Genomic DNA, 22,136 nt, shown 5'->3' with positions numbered 1-22,136 from the left:
CCGCGCGGGGCAGGCCTGGCGGCAGCGGCCGCGCGGGGCAGGCCTGGCGGCAGCGGCCGCGCGGGGCAGGCCTGGCGGCAGCGGCCGCGCGGGGCAGGCCGGCGGCAGGGCTGCACGGGGCAGGCCGGCGGCAGCGGCCGCGCGGGGCAGGCCGGCGGCAGGGCTGCACGGGGCAGGCCGGCGGCAGGGCCGCCCGCCCTTTCCGGTTCCCGGAAACGCCCGCTCCCCTTGCAACCCGTTTTGAAAATGCCTATAATAGTTCGGGAAAATCAACCGCAAGGGAGGCAGCGGGATGGAGCGCAAATGGTGGCAGGACAAGGTCTGTTATCAGATCTGGCCCAAAAGTTTTCAGGATTCCAACGGCGACGGCGTGGGGGATATCCCCGGCATCATCGCCCGGCTGGATCACCTCAAGGGGCTGGGGGTGGACATCCTCTGGCTCTCACCGGTGTACAAAAGCCCGCTGGCGGATCAGGGCTACGATATCGCCGACTACCGGGGCATCGACCCCCGCTTCGGCACCCTGGAGGATATGGACCGGCTGCTGGCGGAGACAAAGCGCCGGGGCATGTACGTCATCATGGACCTGGTGGCGAACCACTGCTCCGACGAGCACCCCTGGTTCCGGAAGGCCCTGGCCGACCCGGAGGGGCCCTATGGCAGGTACTTTTATTTTCGCAAGGGCGAGAACGGCGCGCCGCCTACCAACTGGCGGGGCTACTTTGGGGGCAGCGTGTGGAGCCCGGTGCCCGGCCGGAAGGACCTTTATTACCTGCACCTGTTCTGTGAAAAGCAGCCGGACCTGAACTGGCAGAACCCCGCGGTGCGCCGCGAGGTGATGGAGATGGTGAACTGGTGGCTGGACAGAGGGGTGGCCGGTTTTCGCATCGACGCCATCGTGAACATCGGCAAGCCGGAGCGGTGGGAGAGCTTCGCCCCCGACCGGCCGGACGGCCTGGCGGATTGCCGGAAGATGCTGGCGGACCCCGTCGCCCGCCGGCGGCTGCACACCTATCTGGGCCAGCTGCGGGACGAGGCCTTTGCCCCCCACGACGCCTTCACCGTGGGGGAGGTGTTCGACACCGACCCCGCCGAACTGTCGCTGTTCATCGGCCGGGAAGGCTTTTTCTCCAGCATGTTCGACTTCTCCGCCGCCTGCTGGGGCAAAAGCCCCAAAGGCTGGTACGCCGCGAAGAAGCCCGGCCCGGACGACTATCGGGACTGCGCCTTTGCCAGCGCCCGCCAGGCCGCCGGCATCGGGTTTTTGAGCAACATCATCGAGAACCACGACGAGCCCCGGGGCGTCAGCCACTACCTGCCCGAGGAGGCGGCCTCCGACCCCCGGGCACAGAAGGCCCTGGCCGCGGTGCAGATGCTGCTGCCGGGGCTGCCCTTCCTGTACCAGGGGCAGGAGATCGGCATGACCAACACGGTGTTCCCCTCCATCGACGGGGTGGACGACGTGAACACCCGGGGCGAATACGCCGCCGCGCTGGCGGCGGGCCTCTCCCCCGCCGAGGCTCTGGCCCGGGTGGCCCCCATGAGCCGGGACAACGCCCGCACCCCCGTGCAGTGGACGGACGGCCACGCCGCCGGCTTCACCGCGGGCACGCCCTGGCTGCCGGTGAACCCCAACTACACCCGGGTGAACGTGCAGGCCCAGGACGGGGTGGCCGGTTCGGTGCTGGAATTTTACAAACAGTTGATATCCTCGAGAAAGAACGATAAGTATAAAGAGGCGCTGGTGTGGGGCGGCTTTGCGCCGGTGCACCAGGAGCAGCCGGGCCTGGCGGCTTTTGTGCGCGACGGCGGCGGGCGGCGGCTGCTGGTGGCCTCCAACCTCAGCGGCGGCGAACAGCGGCTGGAACTGCCCGGCGCAGCCGGGGCGGTGCTGCTGTGCTCGGACGGCGCGCCCGCCCTGACACACGGCGTTCTCACCCTCGCCCCCTGGCAGGCGGCGGTGGTGGAACTGGCGTAAAAGGGCGGCGCCCTCCGCCGCCCTCAGGCGTGGCGAAGGTTTTGCACGGGGCTTTCCGATTCACGACCCGGGCGGCAGGGTTCGGAAAGCTTGCGCGGGGAGGCCGCGTCCCTGTCCGCCGCCGCTCCCCTCACCCCTCCTGCCCGCCGCCGGGGGCCGCCGGCGCGTTCAGACGGGCACGGCTGAGCGACAGGCTGCCGAAGATGGGGATGCAGAGCAAAAACCACAGGCTCGAGTAGAGCGGGCAGATCTGCCCCCAGAGGTTGCCCCAGAGCAGGGAGTAATCCCACACCCGCCAGCCCAGCAGCAGGTTGCACACCACGCCGAAGGCCAGCTCCACGCCGGTGATGACCACCGCGCCGGCGGCGCAGCGCACCAGCAGCGGCCAGCGGGCATGCCGCTCGTTCAGTGCCCAGAGGGCCAGCATACACACCCCACCCGCCAGCAGCATGGTCCAGTGGGTGCGCCCCCGCCAGGCCAGTTCAATGCAGCCGTAGCCCAGGGCGCCCAGACAAAACAGCGCGCTTTTTTCGATCATACAAAATCACCCGGGGAACAGTGTTCCCCGGGTGACGCTTTTTATGTGCGGTTTTACCGGCCAATGCGGGAGATCTGGGTGAGCAGCTGCTGGCGGCACTTCCACAATTTGTGGGAATAGTCCACATAATACCGGTGGGGGTACTCAAAGCGGCGCATCTCCTCCCACAGGTTTTCCACCTGCGTGGCGCAGGAGGCGCGGATGGCCTCCACGGTGGGCCGGTCGTACACCAGCCTGCCCTGCTGGTAGATGGGGGTGGTGAGGCACTTCACGGTGCAGTTTTTGTAGGTGCGCTGTTTCCAGGTCTGGTTGGGGTCGAAGAGGGTGAGCTCCTCGTGCTCATCCACCTCCTCGTCGTACACCGCCACATAGTCCGCCATGGCCTTGCGGGTGTAGTTGTCGTAGATGCGCCAGACCTTTTTCAGGCAGGGCAGCGTGATCTTCTCCACGCTCTCGCTCACCTTGATCTTGGGGATATAGGTATCCCCCTCCTTCACGGCGGCCAGCTTGTAGACCCCGCCGAACACCGGGTCGCTCTTGGCGGTGATGAGGTTCTCGCCGATGCCGAAGCTGTCGATCTTGGCCTCCTGCAGGATCAGGTCCCGCACGATGTACTCGTCCAGGCTGTTGGAGGCGCAGATGGGGCAGTCCTCATAGCCGGCCTCATCCAGCATTTTGCGGGCCTTTTTGGAGAGGTAGGCGATGTCGCCCGAGTCGATGCGGATGCCCTTGGGCCGCTTGCCCAGGGGCTTTAGCACCTCGTCGAACACCTTGATGGCGTTGGGCACGCCGCTCTTGGTCACATTGTAAGTATCCACCAGCAGCACGCAGCCGTCCGGGTACATGCGGGCGTACTTGGCGAAAGCCTCATACTCGCTGTCGAACATCTGCACCCAGCTGTGGGCCATGGTGCCGCTGGCGGGGATGCCGAAGTCCCGGGCGGCCATGACGCAGCTGGTGGAGGAGCAGCCACCGATGTAGGCGGCCCGGGCGCCGTAGACCGCCGCGTCGTACCCCTGGGCCCGGCGGGCGCCGAACTCCATCACCGGCCGCCCCTGGGCGCTGCGCACGATGCGATTGGACTTGGTGGCCACCAGGCACTGGTGGTTGAAGGTCACCAGCAGCAGCGTCTCCAGCAGCTGGCACTCGATGGAGGGGCCCTCCACCGTGACGATGGGCTCCTGGGGGAAGATGGGCGTGCCCTCGGGGATGGCCCAGATGTTGCAGTGCAGGGTGAAGCCGCGCAGATAATCCAGAAATTTCTCGTTGAACACCCCGGTGGAGGCCAGGTATTCGATGTCCTGGTCGGTGAACTTCAGGTTCTCCACCGCGTCGATGAAGGTGTCCAGCCCGGCCATGATGGCGTAGCCGCCGCCGTCGGGGATCCTGCGGAAGAACATGTCGAAGACGCTGATCTTGTCCTCATAGCCCTCCTCCAGATAGCCCGCCGCCATGGTCAGCTCGTAAAAGTCCATAATGGTGGTGAGATTGCGTTTCACGTCCTGCATACTTGGTTCCCCCTCTTGCTTGGTTCAATACGGGCGGCGGCGGATCTTTTTGGAACCGCGCCGTCTGGTCAGCGAAATAAAATAGAGCACCAGATACACCGCCACCGCCAGCCCGGTGAGCACCGCCAGCACCTTGAAGTAGAGGCTGGAGAAGAACTCGCCCACCCGGCTGAGGGTGTAAAGCACCAGGTTGCGATCCAGATCACGCTCGGCCAGCAGTTCCACCGTGCCGATCACCTCGCCGGACAGGGAGATGTCCACCGTGCCGATCACATCCCCCTGCTTCACCGGGGCGGCCACGCTCTCGGGCAGGTGGAAGGTCTTTTGGGTGATGCTCTCGTCGGCCCCCACCGGCAGGATGGTGAGCAGGTCGTCCGCCGGGTAGAGCATCAGCCGGTCGGTCTCGGCGCAGTACTTCACCGACACCTGCTGGATGGGCTCGTTTTTGTCCAGGGCGGGCAGGATGTCAAAACTCTCGAACACCCAGTCCATCAGTTCGCCCGTCTCGTAGGCGGCGGGGTTGTATTTGGGGTTGCCGCTGGCGTCCAGGTATTTCACGCCGATGGGGTCGCAGGAGTTGGGGCTGTTCAGCACCACCGAGATGTAGGTCTTTCCGTCCTGGTTGTGCCAGGCCACCAGGTTGGACCAGTCCTCCAGGGTGCCGGTCTTGCCGCCCTTGCAGTAGCTGCGGTAGAACTCCGCCCCGGCCCCCTCCCGGATCATCACGTTGGTGTTGAACAGATTGTAGGTGCCCGCGGTGTAGCGGGGCGGCATCGCGCCCATGTCGTACTTCTCGGTGGCGATGACCTCCTTGAAGGTGTCGAAACTCAACGCGTAGCGGAACATCAGGTAGAGATCCCGGGCGGTGGTGACGTTCTCGATGCTCATGCCCACCGCGTCCACAAAGTTGGTGTCGGTGCAGCCGATCTGCTTGGCCTTGGCGTTCATCATGTAGACGAAGTTTTCCTGGCTGCCGCCGCCCACATAGTCCGCGATGATCATGGCCGCGTCCGCCCCGCTGTACACCAGCATGGCGTTGAGCAGGTTGCGCAGGGTGTGGCTCTCGCCCGGGCGGATGTCCGCCACCTGCATCCCCTTGCCGTAAAGCTCGTCCTGAATGTAGCGGGGCATGGCCACGGTGATGGAATCCAGCTGGTCCTGGTACTGTTCCAGCAGCAGGATGGCGGTCATCACCTTGGCGGTGCTGGCGGTGGGCAGCACCTGGGTGCTGTTCTTCTCGTAGACGATGATGTTGGTGTCGGTGTTCACCACATAGGCCCCGGGGGCCGCCAGTTCAAAGGGCGGGGTGAAGCCCGCCGCCGACGCCGGCAGCGCCAGCAGCCCGGCCAGCACCGCCAGGGTGAGCAGAAAGGCGATGGTTTTTTTCATATAGACTTTTCCCTTTAAAGGCGTTACAATAAACATCAGATGACTGCCCGCCGGGGCGGAGCGCGGCGCCCCGCCCCGGATGGTATCTCATATATTATAGCAGTTTTACGGCCGCTTATAAAGGCTTTTTGTGTGAAAGAGGTGTGTTCCCCCGTGATTTATGTGACCGGCGATCTCCACGGCGACATCGAGCGTTTTGCCGACAAGGCCATCAAAAAGCTGAAAAAGGGCGACACCCTCATCGTGCTGGGGGACTTCGGCTTTCTCTGGTCGGGGGACAAGGCGGAGCAAAAGCACCTCAAGTGGCTGGAAAAGCGCCGCTACCGCCTCCTCTTCATCGATGGCTGCCACGAGAACTTCGACATGCTGCGGGATTATCCCGTGGAGGAGTTCCTGGGCGGCAAAGCCCGGCACATCGGGGGCAACCTCTACTACATCCAGCGGGGCAGCGTGCTGGAACTGGAGGGCAAAAAGCTGCTGTGCTTCGGCGGCGCCGAGAGCTGGGACAAGGAGGACCGGGAGGAGGGCCTCAACTGGTGGCGGGCGGAGATGCCCACCAGCGACGAACTGGAATACTGCGCCGAGAACCTGAAGGCGGCGGGGGGCGAGGTGGACTATATCCTCACCCACGACGCGCCGCTGCAGATTTTGGAGTTTGCCCAGCTGATGCGGGGCCAGCCCAACTGGCTGCACAACTTCTTCGACCAGATCATGAAGACCACCCGCTACAAAAAATGGCTGTTCGGCCGCTACCACAAGGATGTGACCTTCAGCCCCAAGGTGCAGGCGGTGTTCCTCAAGGTCATCCCTCTGGAGTGACCCTGTGCCGGAAACGCCGGCGGCCGCTGGTTCAGACAGCGGCGGGCCGGCTGTTTTTGCGCCAGGGCAATGGGCATTTTGCACAAAATATTCCCCGTCTAAATTGCAATATGGGATATTTTTTTTGTTTTTCCCCTCCTGGCTACTTACACTTTTCCTCCATGCGGTCGATATAAAATAATGACAACCATTTCACATCGTGCGCCGGCTTGGCCGCAATGCGGGAGCCCTGCGCGGAAAGGGGACGGGATGGATGGAAATTTCCGGCGCAAGCCCCCGGTGGCATCCGGACTGGGTAATGCTGTTTCCGTCTGGGCATCCCCTGGGCCTTCTGCGGTCCATCCGGGCGGGGGAGGAGATCCCGCAGCCGGTGCGGCTGGACTTTCTGGAGGCGCTGCCGGAGAGTGAGACCATGCCCGCCGCCGACCCCCAGACCCAGATGCGGCGGTTCCGCATCCTCATCAGCCACGCGGCTCGCGTGCGGCTGGAAAAGGCGGTGATCCCCGGCGCGTATCTGGAGGCCGGCTCGCTGGTGCTGGTGTCCTCGGACAAGATGGCCGCCTGGCTGTTCCTGTTCCCCCCTCTGGGGGTGGGGCCGGAGCTCACCACACCCCAGCTGCTGCGGGCGCTGCTGGACCACGACGTGACCACCGGCATCGACTGGCGGATGCTTCGCCAGATCCCCCAAATGCCCGACCGCTACTTCACCCCCCTGCCGGTGGCCCGGGGCACGCTGCCCGGGCCGGGGCACAAAGGCCGGGTGATCGACCGGGTGCCCCGCACGCTGGAGGGGCAGATACAGGCGTCCGGGCTGGGCCAGGAGAACTACACCACCCTGCAGCTGGTGCGGGACATTGGCGCCGGCGACGTGATCTGTGAGATCCTTCCCCCCGGGCCCGGCACCCCGGGCACCACGGTGACCGGCGAAGACCTGCCCGGCCTTCCGGGCGAACCGGCGGAGGTGCCGGCGGGCCGGAACACCCGCCTGACCGCGGACGGCCGCTTTCTGGTGGCGGACTGCGCCGGGCATGTGACCTTCTCCGGCCGCAGCTTTCAGGTCAAGCCGGTGCTTCATCTGGACGAACCGGCCCTCTCCCCCGCCTCCAACATCAATTTTCTGGGGGACGTCCACATCCACTGCGATCTGCCCGGCGGCGCCTCGGTGCGGGCCACCGGCAACGTGCAGATCGACGGGGCCGTGGAAAACTGCTCCATTGAGGCGGGCGAACACATCATCGTGTCCAGCGGCGTGCACGGGCAGGACCAGGCGACGCTCTACGCCCACAAGCGGGTGTACGCCAAGTACCTGGAGCACTGCGCCGTCTACGCGCTGCAGGACGTTTTTGCCGACTGTATCATCAACTGCGACGTGTACAGCAACGGCACCGTGCAGGCGCGCACCGGCCGGGGGGTGCTGATCGGCGGCACCGTCCGCGCCGCGCGGGAGATCCGCGCCGACACCATCGGCTCCAAGGCCGAGCGCTCCACCCATCTGGTCCTGGGCGGCAGCCCCTGCGAAGCGGCCCAGGGCACGCAGCTGCAGGAGGAACTCAAGCGCATTGCCGCCGACATCGACCACACGCTGCAGCAGCCGACGGGGCCCGACCGGGAGGCCCGGCTGGCCAAACTGCGGCTGAACCGGTGCATCGCCCAGGCCAAACTGGACAAGGTGAACCGGGACCTGGAGGCGCTGTTCTCCCGGGAGAAAAAGAGCGTCCCCGCCCGGGTGGTGTGCGACACCGCCTATCCTGGTACCCTCGTGACCATCGAAGGGGTCTCCCTCTCGGTGGATCGCGTGCGGCAGGACTGCACCATCGGCTTTGCCGACGAGCGGGTGCGGTATCTGTAAGATCGGCAGAAAGGAGATGAGCGAATTGTACCGCTGCGGTTCCGCGGAATTTCGTCATTCTCTGAGCCGTTCCATGCAGGACGTCACCCGCCGCTACGGCGGGATCGAACTGACCGAACGGCAGGCTCCCCTCACCGAGGACATCTGCACCGTGCACACGGTGATGGAGGGCGACTGCCGGGCCGATCTGTTTCTCTGTGCCGACACCTCGCTGCTGGCCCGCCTGGCCCGGAACATCATGTGCCAGGACACCGTGACCGGGCAGGACATCGCGGATGTGGCCACCGAATACTTCAACGTGGTCTGCGGGCGCATCAGCTCGCTGCTGTTTCAGCCGGGGCACAAGGCCCCGCGCTTTCAGGTGCCCTGTTTCCACACAGGCCGGTACCTGCCGGAACGCGAGCCGGCCTCCTGGTGGGACATCGGCTACAACAGCCTCCACAACGAAAGCATGCACCTTGTGATCTGCCTGGGGCCGCCCTCGGGCGGGAAACCTCCTTCCTCATAAAGCCGTCCCGCACGCCCTTCCCGGGCGGGGGTCCTTCTTATTTCCCTGACGAAAGACGCTAAACAGGAGTGAGACAAATGTCGAAAAAAATCATGGTCGTGGACGATTCCCGCATCGCGCAGCTGCAGCTGGAGAAGGTGCTGCCGGAAGGGGAGTACGAGGTCGTCGCCTGCTGCCAGACCGGCGAGGAGGCCCTGGATCAGTACGACAAGGTGAACCCGGATCTGGTCACCATGGACATCATCCTGCCCGGCATGGACGGGCTGGAGGCCGCCCGCGCCCTGCTGGCCGCCCATCCCGAGGCCCGCATTCTGATGGTGTCCTCCCTGGCCTACGACGACACCATCAAAGAGGCCGAGGCGCTGGGCGCGAAGGGGTTCGTCTTCAAGCCCTTCGACCAGGACCAGCTGCTGCAGGCCATGCAGAAGGCTTTCGCCGAGGCGTGAACACCGGCGGGGACGGACTCGTCCGCCCCCTGAAGCAGCCAAGCCCCTGCGCCCCTTCGGGCGGCGGGGGCGGTCTGCTGTGCCTTTGGCAGGGAACCTCCGTTCCCTGCCTTTCCCCGCTCCCACAGGTTTAGCACAAAACAAAAAACACCGCCGCGGAACATGCCGTTCCGCGGCGGTGTTTTTGGATCGCAAACGCCGGTGTATCAATAGGCCTTGCCCCAGTAGACCATCACCTTGGCGGGCTTGCCGCACACGGGGCAGACGTCGGAGAGGTGCTCCTGCTCGAAGGGCATGCACCGGCTGGAGAGGCCCACCTCTTCCTTCATCTTCTCCTCGCAGGCCACATCGCCACACCACATGGTCTTGATGTAGCCGTTGTTCGCCTCGGCCAGGGCCTTCACCTCGTCCATGGTGGTGGCAGCCCAGGTGCGGTTTTCCCGGTTTTCCAGCGCCCGGGCGTAGAGGTTCTGGGCCAGCTCGTTCAGCAGCGCGGGAATGGCGATCTCCAGCTCGTCCAGGCTGGCGAAGATCTTCTCCCGGGTGTCGCGGCGCACCAGCACGCACTGGTTCTTCTCCAGGTCCTTGGGGCCGATCTCCAGGCGCAGGGGCACGCCCTTCATCTCCCACTGGCTGAACTTCCAGCCGGGGCTGTTGTCGGAGTTGTCCAGCTTGACCCGGGCGAACTTGCCCACCCGGGCGGCCAGTTCAGCGGCCTTTTCAGCCACGCCGGGCTTGTGGGCGGCCACCGGCACGATGACCACCTGGTAGGGGGCGATGGCCGGGGGCAGGATGAGGCCCTCGTCGTCGCCGTGGGTCATGATGATGGCGCCCACCAGCCGGGTGGAAACGCCCCAGCTGGTCTGGTGGGGGTACTGCAGCTGGTTGTCCCGCCCGGTGAACTGCACGTCAAAGGCGCGGGAGAAGCCGTCGCCGAAGTAGTGGCTGGTGCCGCTCTGCAGCGCCTTGCCGTCGTGCATCATGGCCTCGATGGTATAGGTGGCCTCCGCGCCGGCAAACTTCTCCTTGTCGGTCTTCTTGCCCTTCACCACCGGGATCATCAGGTACTTCTCGCACAGCTCGGCGTAGGTGTTCAGCTGCTGTTCGGTCTCCTCGATGGCCTCCTGGGCGGTCTCGTGGATGGTGTGGCCCTCCTGCCACCAGAACTCCCGGCTGCGCAGGAAGGGGCGGGTGGTCTTTTCCCAGCGCACCACGCTGCACCACTGGTTGTACTTCATGGGCAGGTCCCGCCAGGAGTGCAGCACATGGGCGAAGTGGTCGCAGAACAGCGTCTCGCTGGTGGGCCGCACGCACAGCCGCTCCTCCAGCTGCTCCAGGCCGCCGTGGGTGACCCAGGCCACCTCGGGGGCGAAGCCCTCCACATGGTCCTTCTCCTTTTGCAGCAGGCTCTCGGGGATGAAGATGGGCATGGCCACGTTCTCATGGCCGGTGGCTTTGAACATGCCGTCCAGGATACGGGTGATGTTCTCCCAGATGGCGTAGCCGTAGGGCCGCAGGATCATGCAGCCTTTCACGCTGGAATAGTCCACCAGCTCCGCCTTGAGGCAGACGTCGGTGTACCACTGGGCAAAGTCCTCGTTGATGGGGGTGATGGCCTCCACCAGTTTCTTCTTCTGTTCGCTCATTTGCGCCGTTCCTTCCTCCTCGGTTTGGTAGGGCAGGGCCGCACGGACCCAACGCCGTGGGCGGGTCGCACGGTGCTGCCGCAGTAAAAAACACGCCCCCGCACTGCTGCAGGGGCGCGATCACAGCCATCGCTGTTCAGCTGTTCTCCTCGACGTAGCGCACGACGTCCCCGACGGTGTGGAAATTCTCGATCTGCTCGTCGGGCACTTCCACGCCGAACTCGTCTTCCAGGGTCATGACCATGTCCACGACGTCCAGGCTGTCGGCCTCAAAATCCTCCAGAATATCGCTGTCCATGGTGATCTTGTCCTCGTCGATATCCAGCTGTTCGGCCAAGAGCTCACGGATGCGTTCGAAAGTATCCATAATCACTAAACTCCCTTTTTGTTGCTCCGCAATCGCGGTGTGTTTATACTATATCATTTTATAGCCTATCTGTACGGGGTTGTCAAGGGCCTCGGGCAAGTTTTTTGGCGGTTTTCCTTGTGCTGGCCGGGGTTTGACGCTATAATAAAATCAGAGCGCGGGCGGCGGGCGCACATCGCCCTTTTTCGCCCCGGGAGGGGGTATTTTCGTTGGTTTTGAATTTTACCAAAATGGAGGGCTGCGGCAACGACTACATCTATGTGGACTGCCTTGCCGGCCTCTCCTTTGACCCGGCCGCGGCGTCGGTGGCCCTGAGCCCCCGGCACTTCGCCGTGGGGGCGGACGGGTTGATCTGCATCTGCCACAGCGACGTGGCCGACGCGCGGATGCGGATGTTCAACGCCGACGGCAGCGAGGGCGCGATGTGCGGCAACGGCATCCGCTGCGTGGCCCAGTGGCTGTACGAACACGGCCTTGCGCAGGATGAGGTGAAGGTGGAGACCCGGGCCGGCATCAAGGCGCTGCGCCGGATGGGCGACGGGCTTTGGCAGGTGGAGATGGGGAAAGCCAGCTTCTCCCCCGGGGACCTGCCGGCCACGGGCTTTGGCGACGGGCCGGCCATCCAAAAGGAGCTGATGGTGGGCGGCCGGGCCTGGCCGGTGACCTGCGTGTCGGTGGGCAATCCCCACTGTGTGACCCGGGTGGCGGACGTGGCCGGGGTTGACCTGGCAAAGATCGGCCCCGGCTTTGAGCACCACATGGCCTTCCCCGAAGGGGTGAACACCGAGTTCATTCAGGTGCTGGGGCCCGACCGGCTGAAGATGCGGGTGTGGGAGCGGGGCAGCGGCGAGACGCTGGCCTGCGGCACCGGCGCCAGCGCCAGCGTGGCCGCCTGCGTGGCCGAGGGGCTGTGCCGCCCCGACCAGGACGTGCGGGTGGACCTTTTGGGCGGCAGCCTCACCATCCGGGTGGGCAGCGACTGGCGGGTGCTGATGACCGGCCCCGCCCGCACCGCCTTCACCGGCACAGCGAACATTTGAGTGGGGAAGGAGCAAGGGAACATGGAAGAACTGAAAAAGGTGCTGGAAGGCCGGCCGGTGCTGTACCTGGCCACGGTGGAGGGCTATCTGCCCCGGGTGCGGCCCATCAATCACTACATGGTGTGGAACGACCGCTTCTACATCGCCATGGGCAAGCACAAGGAGGCCTACAAGCAGCTGCTGGACAACACCAACCTGGAGCTGACCACCGCCCTGAGCGATAACGACTGGATCCGCATCCGCGGCACCGTGAACTTTGACACCAGCCCCGAGGCCTACGCCGCCGCCTTCGCGGAGATGCCCGACCTGAAGGAAAGCTTCGGCGAGAACAGCGGCAAGCGCCTGGCGCTGATCTACCTGGACCACATCAGCGCCATGGTCTTCGACCGGCAGGACAACGCAAGGCTGCTGGCGAAATTCTGAACGCGAAACACGCGGCGGCCGGGGAGACTTCCCCGGCCGCCTTTTTCATCCGGCAAAGGAGGCAGCGCATGGAACACAGCGCATTTGCGCCCTTCATCCGCCCCGCGGCGGCGCAGGACGCCGGGCGCCTCGCGGAGATCCTGGTCTTCAACAACCGGCTGAACTTCTTCCCCATCTTCAAGGATGAACAGTATTCCTTCCGCGAGATGCAGGTGGTGCCTCTGGCGCGGCAGCTCGCGGAGGATCGGGACGCGCTCGCCCGCACCTTCGTCTGGGACGACGGGGTGCTGCGGGGCTTTGTCCGCCTTCGGGGACGGGAGGTGGAAAAGCTTTTTGTGGACCCGTGCTTTCAGGGCCGGGGCGTGGGCGCGGCGCTGCTTGCGTTCGCCGTGACCTGCTTTGAAGCCGACCATCTCTGGGCGCTGGAGGCAAACACGGGCGCGCGGCGGTTTTACGCCGCCCATGGGTTTGCCCCCACCGGCGAGAGCCGCTTTGAGGAGGGTACCAGCCAGCGGCTCTTGCTGCTGCGCCGCCCGGACTGAGATCAAAAAACAGCGGCCCCCTCCCGCCTTGCGGGAGGGGGCCGCTGTTTACTCTTCGATGACCTGGTTGTCCGCCAGGATATCGGGCTTGTGGCGCATGCTGTCCGCCTCGGTGATGGGACGGATGACCCGGGCGGGAACGCCCGCCGCAAAGCTGCCGGCGGGGATGTCCCGGGTGACCACGGCGCCCGCGCCGATGACGCAGCCGTCCCCGATGGTCACCCCGGGGCAGACGGTGACCCCCGCCCCGAACCAGCAGTTGTTGCCGATGTGCACCGGCTTTGCGTAGCACAGGCGTTTGACCTCTCCCCCGGCGGTGCGGATGGCCTTGCGCTCGGAGGCGATCATGGGGTGCACCGGCGTCACGATGGTGACGTTGGGGCCGAAGTCGCAGTGGTCCCCGATGGTGACCTCCCCGTCGTCCTGCACGGTGAAGTTGAAGTTGATGAAGACGTTTTTGCCGATCTTTGTGTGCCTGCCGTAGTGGAAGGTGATGGGCCCCTGCATATACAGCCCCTCGCCCATCTCCCCCAGGATCTCCCGCAGGATCGCCTCCCGCTTTTCCACTTCGTCCTCGTGGGTCTTGTTGTAGTCCACGCTCAGGTTGTGGGTCCTCCGCTTGATGGCCACCAGCTCCGGGTCCATGGGCCAGAACAAAACCCCCGCCCGGATCTTCTCTTCCTCCGACATGCCGTTCTCTCCTTCCCTGATACTATGAAGGCCAAACCGGCCCCGGGGGGCGCGGTTTGGCCTGTGTGCGGCCGCGGCGGCCGCCGTATTTACTCGATGATGCTCTTGCCGGTCATCTCGGCGGGCTGGGCAAGGCCCAGCAGTTTGAGCATGGTGGGGGCGATGTCCGCCAGCACGCCGCCCTGGCGCAGCTTCACGTTCCCCGCGCCGGCCACCAGGAAGGGCACCGGGTTGGTGGTGTGGGCGGTGAAGGGCGAGCCGTCGGTGTCGTACATCCGGTCGGCGTTGCCGTGGTCGGCGGTGAGCAGCACCTGGCCGCCCGCCTTCAGAACCGCGTCGATCACCTTGCCGGCGCACTCGTCCACGGCCTCCACCGCCTTCACGGCGGCCTCGAACACGCCGGTGTGGCCCACCATGTCGCAGTTGGCGAAGTTCAGGATGATCACGTCGTACTTGCCGCTCTCAATGCGCTTGACACACTCGTCGGCCACCTCGTAGGCGCTCATCTCAGGCTTCAGGTCGTAGGTGGCCACCTTGGGGCTGGGGATCAGGGCCCGGTCCTCCCCCTCGAAGGGGGCCTCCACGCCGCCGTTGAAGAAGAAGGTCACGTGGGCGTACTTCTCGGTCTCGGCGATGCGCAGCTGGGTCTTGCCGCACTTGGCAAGGTAGGCGCCCAGCACGTTGTCCAGGCTCTCGGGCTTGAAGGCCACCTCCACGTTAGGCATGGTGGCGTCGTACTGGGTGAAGCAAACGTAATTGACCGGGAAACGGCCATTGCGGCGCTCGAAGCCGGTGAAATCGTCGTCCACAAAGGTGCGGGTGATCTCACGGGCGCGGTCGGGGCGGAAGTTGTAGAAGATGACGCTGTCGCCCTCGGACACGCGGCCGCCCTCGCAGGTGACGGCGGGCACCACGAACTCATCGGTGACGCCGGCGGCGTAGCTGTTCTCCATCACTTCCAGCGGCTCGCCCTTCACGCCCTCGCCGTAGACGAAGGCGGCGTAGGCCTTTTCCACCCGGTCCCAGCGGTTGTCCCGGTCCATGGCGTAGTAGCGGCCGGTGACGGTGGCGATCTTGCCGATGCCCAGTTCGTTCAGCTTGTCCTGCAGCTGGGCGATGTAGCCCTTGCCGGAGTCGGGGGGCACGTCGCGGCCGTCCATGATGGCGTGGACGTAGAGCTCCTTCACGCCCAGGTCCTTGGCCATGTCCAGCAGGCCGAAGAGGTGCTGGATGTGGCTGTGGACGCCGCCGGCACTGAGCAGGCCCATCAGATGCAAAGCCTTGCCGTTTTCCACCGCGGACTTCATGGCGCCCACGATGGCCGGGTTCTGGCGGATGGTGCCGTCCTGGATGGCCTTGGTGATGCGGGTGAGCTCCTGATAGACGATGCGGCCGGCGCCGATGTTGGTGTGGCCCACCTCGCTGTTGCCCATCTGGCCGTCGGGCAGGCCCACGTCCAGGCCGGAGGCGCCGATGGTGGTGTAGGGGCAGCTGGCGAAGAGTTTGTCCAGGTTCGGGGTGTTGGCCGCCACGATGGCGTTGCCGTTTTTCTGCTCGGGCACCCAGCCGAAGCCGTCCAGGATGCAGAGCAGCAGGGGTTTTTTCGACATAAAAGATATCTCCTTTTGACAAAAGGGCGCGCCGGGCCCGCCGGCGCGCCGCGGTGGTTTTTTACTTGCCGGCGGCGGCCACGATGGCCGCGAAGGCGTCCGCCTTCAGGGAGGCGCCGCCGATCAGGCCGCCGTCCACGTCGGGCTTGGCCAGCAGTTCGTCGGCGTTGCCGGCGTTCATGCTGCCGCCGTACTGGATGGTGGTGGCCTTGGCCACCGCCTCGCCGTAGAGCTCGGCCAGCACCTTGCGGATGGCGGCGCAGACCTCCTGGGCCTGGTCGGCGGTGGCGGTGCGGCCGGTGCCGATGGCCCACACCGGCTCATAGGCGATGATGATGTTCTTCATCGCCTCGGCACTGACGCCCTGCAGGGCGATCTTGGTCTGCATGCGCACCAGCTCCTCGGTGACGCCCTGCTCCCGCTGGGTGAGGTTCTCGCCCACGCAGACGATCACCTTCAGCCCGGCGGCGAGGCCCGCCAGGGTGCGCTTGTTCACGGTCTCGTCGGTCTCGGCGAAGTACTGCCGGCGCTCGGAGTGGCCGGTGATGACGTACTCCACGCCCAGATCCACCAGCATGTCGGCGCTGATCTCACCGGTGAAGGCGCCGCTCTTTTCAAAGTGGACGTTCTCGGCGCCCACATGGATGTTGGTGCCCTTGGTCTTTTCCACGGCGGTGACCAGGCTGGTGAAGGGGGTGCAGATGACCACCTCGCAGCCCGCGCCCTTCACGGCGGGGATGAGCTCGTCGATGAGAGCGGCGGCCTCGGTGGCGGTCTTGTTCATCTTCCAGTTGCCGGCGATAACGGCTTTGCGGTTGGCTTTATCCATGGTGTATTCCCTCGCTTTTTTATTTATAGGATGGCCGCAAAAGGCCCCAGCCGCCGGGCAAAGGGCCGGGCGGCTGAGGCGGATGCGTTCAAAATCAGGCGTTCTGGATGCAGGCGATGCCGGGCAGCTCCTTGCCCTCCAGGTACTCCAGGGAGGCGCCGCCGCCGGTGGAGATGTGGGTCATCTTGTCGCCCAGGCCCATCTGCTGGACGGCTGCCGCGCTGTCGCCGCCGCCGATGACGGTGGTGGCGTCGCTCTCAGCCATAGCCTTGGCCACAGCCAGGGTGCCGGCGGCCAGGGTGGGGTTCTCGAACACGCCCATGGGGCCGTTCCAGACCACGGTCTTGGAAGCCTTGACCGCGTCGGCAAACAGCTTCATGGTCTCGGGGCCGATGTCGCAGCCTTCCATGTCGGCGGGCATCTGGCTGATGGGGTAGACGGTGGTGTCCACCGCGGCGTCGATGGGATCGGGGAAGTCCTTGACGCAGACGGTGTCCACAGGCAGCAGCAGCTTGACGCCGTTGGCCTTGGCCTTTTCCATCATCTCCTTGCAGTAGTCGATCTTGGAGTCGTCGCACAGGCTCTTGCCGGTCTCATAGCCCTGGGCCTTGACGAAGGTGTAGGCCATGCCGCCGCCGATGATCAGAGTGTCCACCTTCTCCAGCAGGTTGGAGATGACGTTCAGCTTGTCGGCGACCTTGGCGCCGCCCAGGATGGCGGTGAAGGGCCGGACAGGATCGTTGACGGCGTTGCCCAGGTAGCGGATCTCCTTCTCCATCAGGTAGCCCACGGCGGTGTCCTTGATGTAGTCGGTGACGCCGGCGGTGGAGCAGTGGGCCCGGTGGGCGCTGCCGAAGGCGTCGTTCACATAGCAGTCGGCCAGGCTGGCCAGATCCTTGCTGAACTCGGGCAGGTTCTTGGTCTCCTCCTTGCGGAAGCGGGTGTTCTGCAGCAGCACCACGTCGCCGTCCTTCATGGCGGCCACGGCGGCCTTGGCGTTGGGGCCCACCACCTCGTCATCGTTGGCGAAGACGACTTCCTTGCCCAGCAGCTCGGACAGGCGCACCGCCACGGGGGCCAGGCTGAACTTCTCCTCGGGGCCGTTCTTGGGCTTGCCCAGATGGCTGCACAGGATGACCTTGCCGCCGTTCTCGATCAGCTTTTTGATCGTGGGCAGCGCCGCCACGATGCGGTTGTCGTTGGTGATCTTGCCGTCCTTCATCGGCACGTTGAAATCGCAGCGCACAAGCACGCGCTTGCCGCGCACGTCCATCTCTTCCACGGTCTTTTTACCCAAACCCATCGTCTGTTTCTCCTCTCGATTTTGAAGTTCTCATGGGCATTTGCATACCTATCCCTATTATAATCAATCCCGGTGCATTTCGCAAGATATTTGCCGTTATTCATTTAACAATATCCTCCCCCGGACGTGCCCGAAACTTGCACAAAAGGCGCGGGGGCGGCAAGCGGCGGGGCGCGGGAGAAACGAGGGCCGCGGCGGGCCCGGGGAGGGGCGGAGCGCGGGGTGAAGAAAAGGCCGGGGAGGGTCCCCCGGCCTTTTGGTGTTATTGCAGGCTCTGCCTGTTCCTCCAGGCGCCCGCGGCGTAGAGCACCGAGAGCACCAGCCGCACCAGGTCCCCCGCCAGCGCGCTGGGATTGTCGCCGAAAAGGCTGAGCAGCAGGTTCAGCGCCGCCACCGCCGAGAGCACCAGGCCCAGCGCAAAGAGGGGGCGGACCTTGTCGGGGCGGCCGCACCACCGAAGGCCCAGGATGCTGGCCACCAGGCTGAAGAGGCTGCTGGGGATGGCGAACACCCCCAGGGCAATGATGGACACGGTGAGCCCCAGCGCCAGGCCCTCGCCGCCGGAGGCGCCCGACGCCAGGCCGACGGCAATGATGCCCAAGGCGGCCAGAAGCCCCAGGGCCGACAGGATGATGTACAGGATGCTGGTCACCTTGAGCAGACGCCTGCCCTTGAGGTCGGTGTTGTGCATGGGTGTTTCTCCTTTTATAGGGTATTTTTTGAAGCGGGGGTCAAAGAGAGCGAAAGGGCCGGGGCGGACGCCCCGGCCCTTCCTGGGTCATTTTATTGCAGGCTCTGTTTGTTCTGCCAGGCGCCCACGGTGTAGAGCACCGGCAGCACCAGCCCGATGAGGGCGCTCACCACAGAGGTGGAGCCGTCGCCGCTGAAGGCGGCCAGCAGCTGCAGCGCCGCCAGCACCACCAGCACGATGCCCAGCACAAAGAGCACGCCCGCCTTGTCCGGCCGGTTGCACCACTTGACGCCCAGGATGCCCACCACCAGGCCGAATACGCTGCCCAGGATGGCCACCAGGCCCAGCACCGCGGCGACGACGCCCAGGCCCACGGCCACATCGCCGCCCATGGCGACGCCCAGAGCCGCGCCGCCCACGATGGCGGCAAGGCCGCCAAAAATGCTGATCGCCGCAAAAACGATGTAGAGGATGCCCACCACCTTGAGCATCATCCTGCCTTTGAGTTGTGTGTCGTTCATGAAATCTTCCTCCTCAATGTGATTTTATTTCCGGGCGGCCGGGGCCGTTCCGTCAGTTTTGGGCGCGTCGGCGAGCATCTCCTTCACCGAGGTGACCAGGCCCGCCAGGTTCTGCATGTCGCTGGGGATGATGAGTTTGGTGGCCTTGCCGTCCGCCACCTTTTCCAGGGCCTCCAGCCCCTTCAGGGCCAGCACCCGGTCGCTGGGGGCGGCCTCGTTCAGCAGCTTCAGCGAGTCGGCCAGGGCCTTCTGCACCTCCATGATGGCCTGGGCCTCGCCCTGGGCCTCCCGGATGCGCTGCTCCCGCACCGCGTCCGCCCGCAGGATGGCGCTCTCCTTTTCGCCCTCGGCCACCAGGATGGCGCTGCGCTTTTCGCCCTCGGCCCGCAGGATGCTCTCCCGGCGCTGGCGCTCCGCCTTCATCTGCTTTTCCATGGCGTCCTGGATCTCGGCGGGGGGGATGATGTTCTTCACCTCCACCCGGTTGACCTTGATGCCCCACTTGTCGGTGGCCTCGTCCAGGATGGCGGTGATCTTGGTGTTGATGACGTCCCGGCTGGTGAGGGTGTGGTCCAGTTCCATCTCACCGATGATATTGCGCAGGGTGGTGGCGGTGAGGTTCTCGATGGCGGCCATCGGGCGCTCCACGCCGTAGGTGAAGAGCTTGGCGTCGGTGACCTGGAAGAAGACCACCGTGTCGATCTGCATGGTGACGTTGTCCCGGGTGATCACCGGCTGGGGCTTGAAGTCCACCACCTGCTCCTTCAGGCTGACCTTTTTGGCCACCCGCATCAGGAAGGGCACCCGGAAGTGCAGGCCGGCCTCCCAGGTGGCGTGGTAGACGCCCAGCCACTCCATCACGTAGGCGGTGGCCTGCGGCACCAGGCAGATGCAGCTGATGAGCAGGATGACGACGATCAGGACCACGGGGATGACGATGAACAGAACAAAGGGCATGACGATTCCTCCTTTTTTTGGGGGTTTACAGGTGTGAGGGGGTTTCGGGGGCCGGCTGCCGCGCCGGTTCCACCCGCAGGGTGGCGCTGTCCACGGCGGTGACGACGCACTCGTCGCCCGCCTCCAGCGGCGACGGGCAGACGGCGGACCAGTCCACGCCGTCCAGCCGCACCCGGCCGGACAGGCCCGGCCGCAGGGGCTGCACCACCACCGCCCGGCGGCCGATGTTGCGCTCCAGGCCCAGGGCCGCGGCGGGGCGGCGGCTGCGCATCCGGCCCACCAGCGGTTTCGTGACCGCCAGCGCCGCCGCGCTGACCAGCGCGAAGGCCAGCAGCTGATAGAGCAGGTTGCCGGTGAACAGGCTGGTGATGAGCCCGGCCAGCGCGCCCACGGCGAACCAGATGCTCACCAGGCTGACGGTGGCGGCCTCCAGGATGATGAACAGCGCCAGGGCGATGAGCCAGCCGGCGATGGCGGCCGGCTCGGGCACGAGGATGGGTTGGAACATAAAGACTCCTTTCCGGCGGCCATGGCCGCCCTTCCCGCAGGGACGCGGGCACCGGTGCTGTCTTTATCTTATCAAAAACCAATACGATTGACAAAGGCGGAAATATCACAAAAACGGTGAATTTCGCCCGTTTTCGCCCGCGGCGGGCAAAGGGCGCTTCCGGGGCCAGCGGGGCCGGTGCGGGGCACGCCGGGGAAAGGGAACGGCAAAAAAAGCGCGCCCTGTTCAGATCTCCCAGAGGGATATGAACTGCACCGCCGCCAGCGGCAGGACCACCGCCGCGGCCAGCGCCTTCTGCCAGGGGCGGCGCAGTTCCAGCTGCCGGCCCAGCAGCAGGCCGCAGCCGGCCACGCAGGCCGCAAAGAGGAAGCCGGTGCGCTCGCCCGACACCGCCGACGCGGGGGTGAAGCCGATGGCCGCCCGGGTGCAAAAGCCCGCCAGCAGCAAAGCCAGCGCCGCGAAGGACGCGGAGGTGTGCCCCAGGGCGATGTACACGCAGCCGCACACCAGGGCAAAGCCCCCGCACAGCAGCAGGAAGGGCAGATAGGCCAGCGGGTCATTGCAGTTGGACACATGGACGGTGCCCACACCCCGGGCGGCCGTCACCGCGTCGGCCAAAGCGGGCAGCCGGCCGCGCCAGTGGCGCAGCAGCACCCCCAGGGTCAGCTGGGCCGCCAGGGGCGCCAGGCAGACCAGCCGGTAGAACAGGCAGCGGCTCGCCTGCCAGACCGCCGCCGCCAGCAGCGCGAAAAACAGGGTGTAAAGGAGGTTCCGGTCCAGAAACAACTCCCCCAGCGCGCCGGAGATGCCCGCCTCCGCCTTGCTCAGAATGCTCTGCATGGCGAAGTCCCGGTAATAGGAGGCCGCCTCCCCCGCGCTGCGCAGCTTCACCCCCGGGCAGGCCAGCATATACCCCAGCCCCGCCAGCGTGACAGCCGCCTGGGCATAGAACAGCCGGGGCAGCGGCCGGCGGGCGGCCAGCCGCTACGCGGCGAAGGCCGCCAGCAAGAGCAGGGCCAGCACGGCGGTCTGCTCGGCGTTCACGCCGTAGACAAGGCCCAGCAGCCCTGCCGCCGCGCCCGCCCGGCCGCCCCAGCCCGTCAGGGAGACGAGGGCCAGGCACAGCCCGCCAGCGGCCAGAGGTAGTTCATGGTGGTGGCCACCCAGCCGGCGGTGCTCAGGTACCACCAGGGGTAGAGCCACAGCAGCGCCGCCGCCAGCCACCCCACGCGCCGGCGCGCGGCCATATCGGCCGCGGACGTGCCAACGCCCCCGGCCAGCCGGGCCATGGCCAGCGCCAGGCCGGTGAGCACACCGGTGTCCGCCGCCCGCCAGACCCACCGGGGCAGGCTGGAAAAGATGCACAAAAAGAACTCGATCACCGTGCGGGAGGACCAGCGGGCGTACTGCCCGGCCAGAAACTCCCACAGCGGCTGGTTGCCCAGAACAGCGCCATAGAAGGCCTCGTCCACATCCACCACCACCAGGCCGAAGTGCCACAGGGCGGTGAAAAAGCCAAAGACCAGGCAGGGGGTCAGGGGATGGAAGGCCAGCGCCCGCAGGCGCGGTTTCACTGTTTCCGTCATAGCGCACCTCCCACGATCTGCCCGGTGCGGATCAGGGCGTTGTGGCCATTGCTGCGGTAGGCAAAACAGAGTTCCAGCTCCCCCGCCGGGAGCTGGTCAGCGAGGGCAAAGGCGTAAAAGCCGGCGTCCGGGTCACCCGTGGCGGCCGCCGCCTCCTCGCCGGGGTCCATGGTGGTGGGCAGCCGGTAGTATCGGTCTTCGCCGGGGCTGTACAAAACCAGGCGGCAGTCCACCGTTTCCAGCTTCTCCCCTCCACCGCGGCCCAGCCGCGGAAGGTGAGCACGCCCTCGCCCGGCGTCGCCTCGCACCCATAACCGAACCCCGCCGGGGCCGCCTCGGTGTAAAGGGCGGCGTCTAGCGGCCGCGTCTCCCGCAGGTCCGCCCGCAG

General features: G+C 65.7%; 24 protein-coding genes. 8 read left to right on the top strand and 16 right to left on the bottom strand.

Annotated elements, in window-relative coordinates; all coding sequences use genetic code 11:
- The first annotated feature begins 292 nt into the window (after nt 1-292).
- The gene (locus ACH2A7_RS07435; protein WP_394961097.1) at nt 293-1,978 is read left to right on the top strand and encodes an alpha-glucosidase; all 1,686 of its coding nucleotides are present in this window, start codon (nt 293-295) and stop codon (nt 1,976-1,978) included.
- Nucleotides 1,979-2,108: 130 nt separating this feature from the next.
- Here ACH2A7_RS07435 and ACH2A7_RS07430 read toward each other — a convergent pair whose 3' ends face one another.
- From ACH2A7_RS07430 to ACH2A7_RS07420, 3 genes are read right to left on the bottom strand one after another with little or no spacing between them, the layout of a single operon-like run.
- Nucleotides 2,109-2,516 (bottom strand): hypothetical protein, encoded by a 408-nt coding sequence (locus tag ACH2A7_RS07430; protein WP_394961096.1) that lies wholly within the window; start codon nt 2,514-2,516, stop codon nt 2,109-2,111.
- A gap of 53 nt (nt 2,517-2,569) precedes the next feature.
- Nucleotides 2,570-4,024 (bottom strand): nicotinate phosphoribosyltransferase, encoded by a 1,455-nt coding sequence (locus ACH2A7_RS07425; protein WP_394961095.1) that lies wholly within the window; start codon nt 4,022-4,024, stop codon nt 2,570-2,572.
- A gap of 24 nt (nt 4,025-4,048) precedes the next feature.
- Nucleotides 4,049-5,413, bottom strand: a complete 1,365-nt coding sequence (locus ACH2A7_RS07420; protein ID WP_394961094.1) for a D-alanyl-D-alanine carboxypeptidase family protein — start codon at nt 5,411-5,413, stop codon at nt 4,049-4,051.
- A gap of 153 nt (nt 5,414-5,566) precedes the next feature.
- Here ACH2A7_RS07420 and ACH2A7_RS07415 point away from each other — a divergent pair, with 153 nt between their 5' ends.
- The 4 genes from ACH2A7_RS07415 to ACH2A7_RS07400 all read left to right on the top strand — a co-directional run bounded on the left by ACH2A7_RS07415 (nt 5,567) and on the right by ACH2A7_RS07400 (nt 9,035).
- Nucleotides 5,567-6,232: a metallophosphoesterase gene (locus ACH2A7_RS07415; RefSeq protein ID WP_394961093.1), complete on the top strand. Its 666-nt coding sequence runs from the start codon at nt 5,567-5,569 to the stop codon at nt 6,230-6,232.
- A 253-nt stretch (nt 6,233-6,485) separates the two neighbouring features.
- Entirely contained in the window at nt 6,486-8,081 is a 1,596-nt protein-coding gene (locus ACH2A7_RS07410; protein ID WP_394961091.1) for a DUF342 domain-containing protein, read from the top strand.
- Nucleotides 8,082-8,097: 16 nt separating this feature from the next.
- The gene (locus tag ACH2A7_RS07405; RefSeq protein ID WP_394961089.1) at nt 8,098-8,589 is read left to right on the top strand and encodes a chemotaxis protein CheX; all 492 of its coding nucleotides are present in this window, start codon (nt 8,098-8,100) and stop codon (nt 8,587-8,589) included.
- 77 nt (nt 8,590-8,666) lie between these two features.
- Nucleotides 8,667-9,035: a response regulator gene (locus ACH2A7_RS07400; protein WP_394961088.1), complete on the top strand. Its 369-nt coding sequence runs from the start codon at nt 8,667-8,669 to the stop codon at nt 9,033-9,035.
- 206 nt (nt 9,036-9,241) lie between these two features.
- Here ACH2A7_RS07400 and proS read toward each other — a convergent pair whose 3' ends face one another.
- A complete protein-coding gene (proS, locus tag ACH2A7_RS07395) occupies nt 9,242-10,681 on the bottom strand; it encodes a proline--tRNA ligase (protein ID WP_394961086.1) in 1,440 nt (479 codons plus the stop codon).
- 136 nt (nt 10,682-10,817) lie between these two features.
- Nucleotides 10,818-11,048 (bottom strand): acyl carrier protein, encoded by a 231-nt coding sequence (acpP, locus tag ACH2A7_RS07390; RefSeq protein WP_177522187.1) that lies wholly within the window; start codon nt 11,046-11,048, stop codon nt 10,818-10,820.
- A 215-nt stretch (nt 11,049-11,263) separates the two neighbouring features.
- Between acpP and dapF the strand changes: the two genes are divergently transcribed.
- The 3 genes from dapF (at nt 11,264) to ACH2A7_RS07375 (ending at nt 13,053) form a co-directional block, all read left to right on the top strand.
- Nucleotides 11,264-12,088 carry a diaminopimelate epimerase gene (gene dapF / locus ACH2A7_RS07385; protein WP_394961085.1) on the top strand — a complete coding sequence of 275 codons (825 nt, stop codon included), beginning with the start codon at nt 11,264-11,266 and terminating at the stop codon, nt 12,086-12,088.
- 21 nt (nt 12,089-12,109) lie between these two features.
- Complete coding sequence (locus ACH2A7_RS07380) at nt 12,110-12,511, top strand: pyridoxamine 5'-phosphate oxidase family protein (protein WP_394961084.1); 402 nt, start codon at nt 12,110-12,112, stop codon at nt 12,509-12,511.
- Nucleotides 12,512-12,579: 68 nt separating this feature from the next.
- Nucleotides 12,580-13,053: a GNAT family N-acetyltransferase gene (locus ACH2A7_RS07375; RefSeq protein ID WP_394961083.1), complete on the top strand. Its 474-nt coding sequence runs from the start codon at nt 12,580-12,582 to the stop codon at nt 13,051-13,053.
- Between the two features lie 48 nt (nt 13,054-13,101).
- On the opposite strand, the gene ACH2A7_RS07370 is transcribed toward ACH2A7_RS07375, so the two are convergent.
- The 11 genes from ACH2A7_RS07370 to ACH2A7_RS07320 all read right to left on the bottom strand — a co-directional run bounded on the left by ACH2A7_RS07370 (nt 13,102) and on the right by ACH2A7_RS07320 (nt 21,981).
- Nucleotides 13,102-13,743 (bottom strand): sugar O-acetyltransferase, encoded by a 642-nt coding sequence (locus ACH2A7_RS07370; RefSeq protein ID WP_394961081.1) that lies wholly within the window; start codon nt 13,741-13,743, stop codon nt 13,102-13,104.
- A gap of 89 nt (nt 13,744-13,832) precedes the next feature.
- A complete protein-coding gene (gene gpmI, locus ACH2A7_RS07365; protein WP_394961080.1) occupies nt 13,833-15,353 on the bottom strand; it encodes a 2,3-bisphosphoglycerate-independent phosphoglycerate mutase in 1,521 nt (506 codons plus the stop codon).
- 61 nt (nt 15,354-15,414) lie between these two features.
- On the bottom strand, nt 15,415-16,182 hold the full coding sequence (gene tpiA, locus ACH2A7_RS07360) for a triose-phosphate isomerase (RefSeq protein ID WP_394961079.1): 768 nt from the start codon (nt 16,180-16,182) through the stop codon (nt 15,415-15,417).
- Nucleotides 16,183-16,276: 94 nt separating this feature from the next.
- Nucleotides 16,277-17,485: a phosphoglycerate kinase gene (locus tag ACH2A7_RS07355; protein ID WP_394961078.1), complete on the bottom strand. Its 1,209-nt coding sequence runs from the start codon at nt 17,483-17,485 to the stop codon at nt 16,277-16,279.
- Nucleotides 17,486-17,747: 262 nt separating this feature from the next.
- Entirely contained in the window at nt 17,748-18,176 is a 429-nt protein-coding gene (locus tag ACH2A7_RS07350) for a hypothetical protein (protein ID WP_394961076.1), read from the bottom strand.
- A 92-nt stretch (nt 18,177-18,268) separates the two neighbouring features.
- Entirely contained in the window at nt 18,269-18,697 is a 429-nt protein-coding gene (locus tag ACH2A7_RS07345; RefSeq protein ID WP_394961075.1) for a hypothetical protein, read from the bottom strand.
- Nucleotides 18,698-18,721: 24 nt separating this feature from the next.
- Nucleotides 18,722-19,654 carry an SPFH domain-containing protein gene (locus tag ACH2A7_RS07340; RefSeq protein ID WP_394961073.1) on the bottom strand — a complete coding sequence of 311 codons (933 nt, stop codon included), beginning with the start codon at nt 19,652-19,654 and terminating at the stop codon, nt 18,722-18,724.
- 25 nt (nt 19,655-19,679) lie between these two features.
- The gene (locus ACH2A7_RS07335) at nt 19,680-20,162 is read right to left on the bottom strand and encodes an NfeD family protein (RefSeq protein WP_394961072.1); all 483 of its coding nucleotides are present in this window, start codon (nt 20,160-20,162) and stop codon (nt 19,680-19,682) included.
- A gap of 225 nt (nt 20,163-20,387) precedes the next feature.
- On the bottom strand, nt 20,388-21,071 hold the full coding sequence (locus ACH2A7_RS07330; protein WP_394961071.1) for a hypothetical protein: 684 nt from the start codon (nt 21,069-21,071) through the stop codon (nt 20,388-20,390).
- A gap of 191 nt (nt 21,072-21,262) precedes the next feature.
- The gene (locus ACH2A7_RS07325; protein ID WP_394961070.1) at nt 21,263-21,748 is read right to left on the bottom strand and encodes a hypothetical protein; all 486 of its coding nucleotides are present in this window, start codon (nt 21,746-21,748) and stop codon (nt 21,263-21,265) included.
- On the bottom strand, nt 21,745-21,981 hold the full coding sequence (locus ACH2A7_RS07320) for a hypothetical protein (RefSeq protein WP_394961069.1): 237 nt from the start codon (nt 21,979-21,981) through the stop codon (nt 21,745-21,747). Before ACH2A7_RS07320 ends, ACH2A7_RS07325 begins: the two co-directional genes overlap by 4 nt.
- Nucleotides 21,982-22,136 lie beyond the last annotated feature (155 nt).

It is taken from the genome of Candidatus Allofournierella merdavium, from assembly GCF_944382735.1.
Lineage (GTDB): Bacteria > Bacillota > Clostridia > Oscillospirales > Ruminococcaceae > Allofournierella_A > Allofournierella_A merdavium.
Note: the sequence above shows the minus strand (reverse complement) of the source record. Positions and strands in the feature narration are given on the sequence as shown.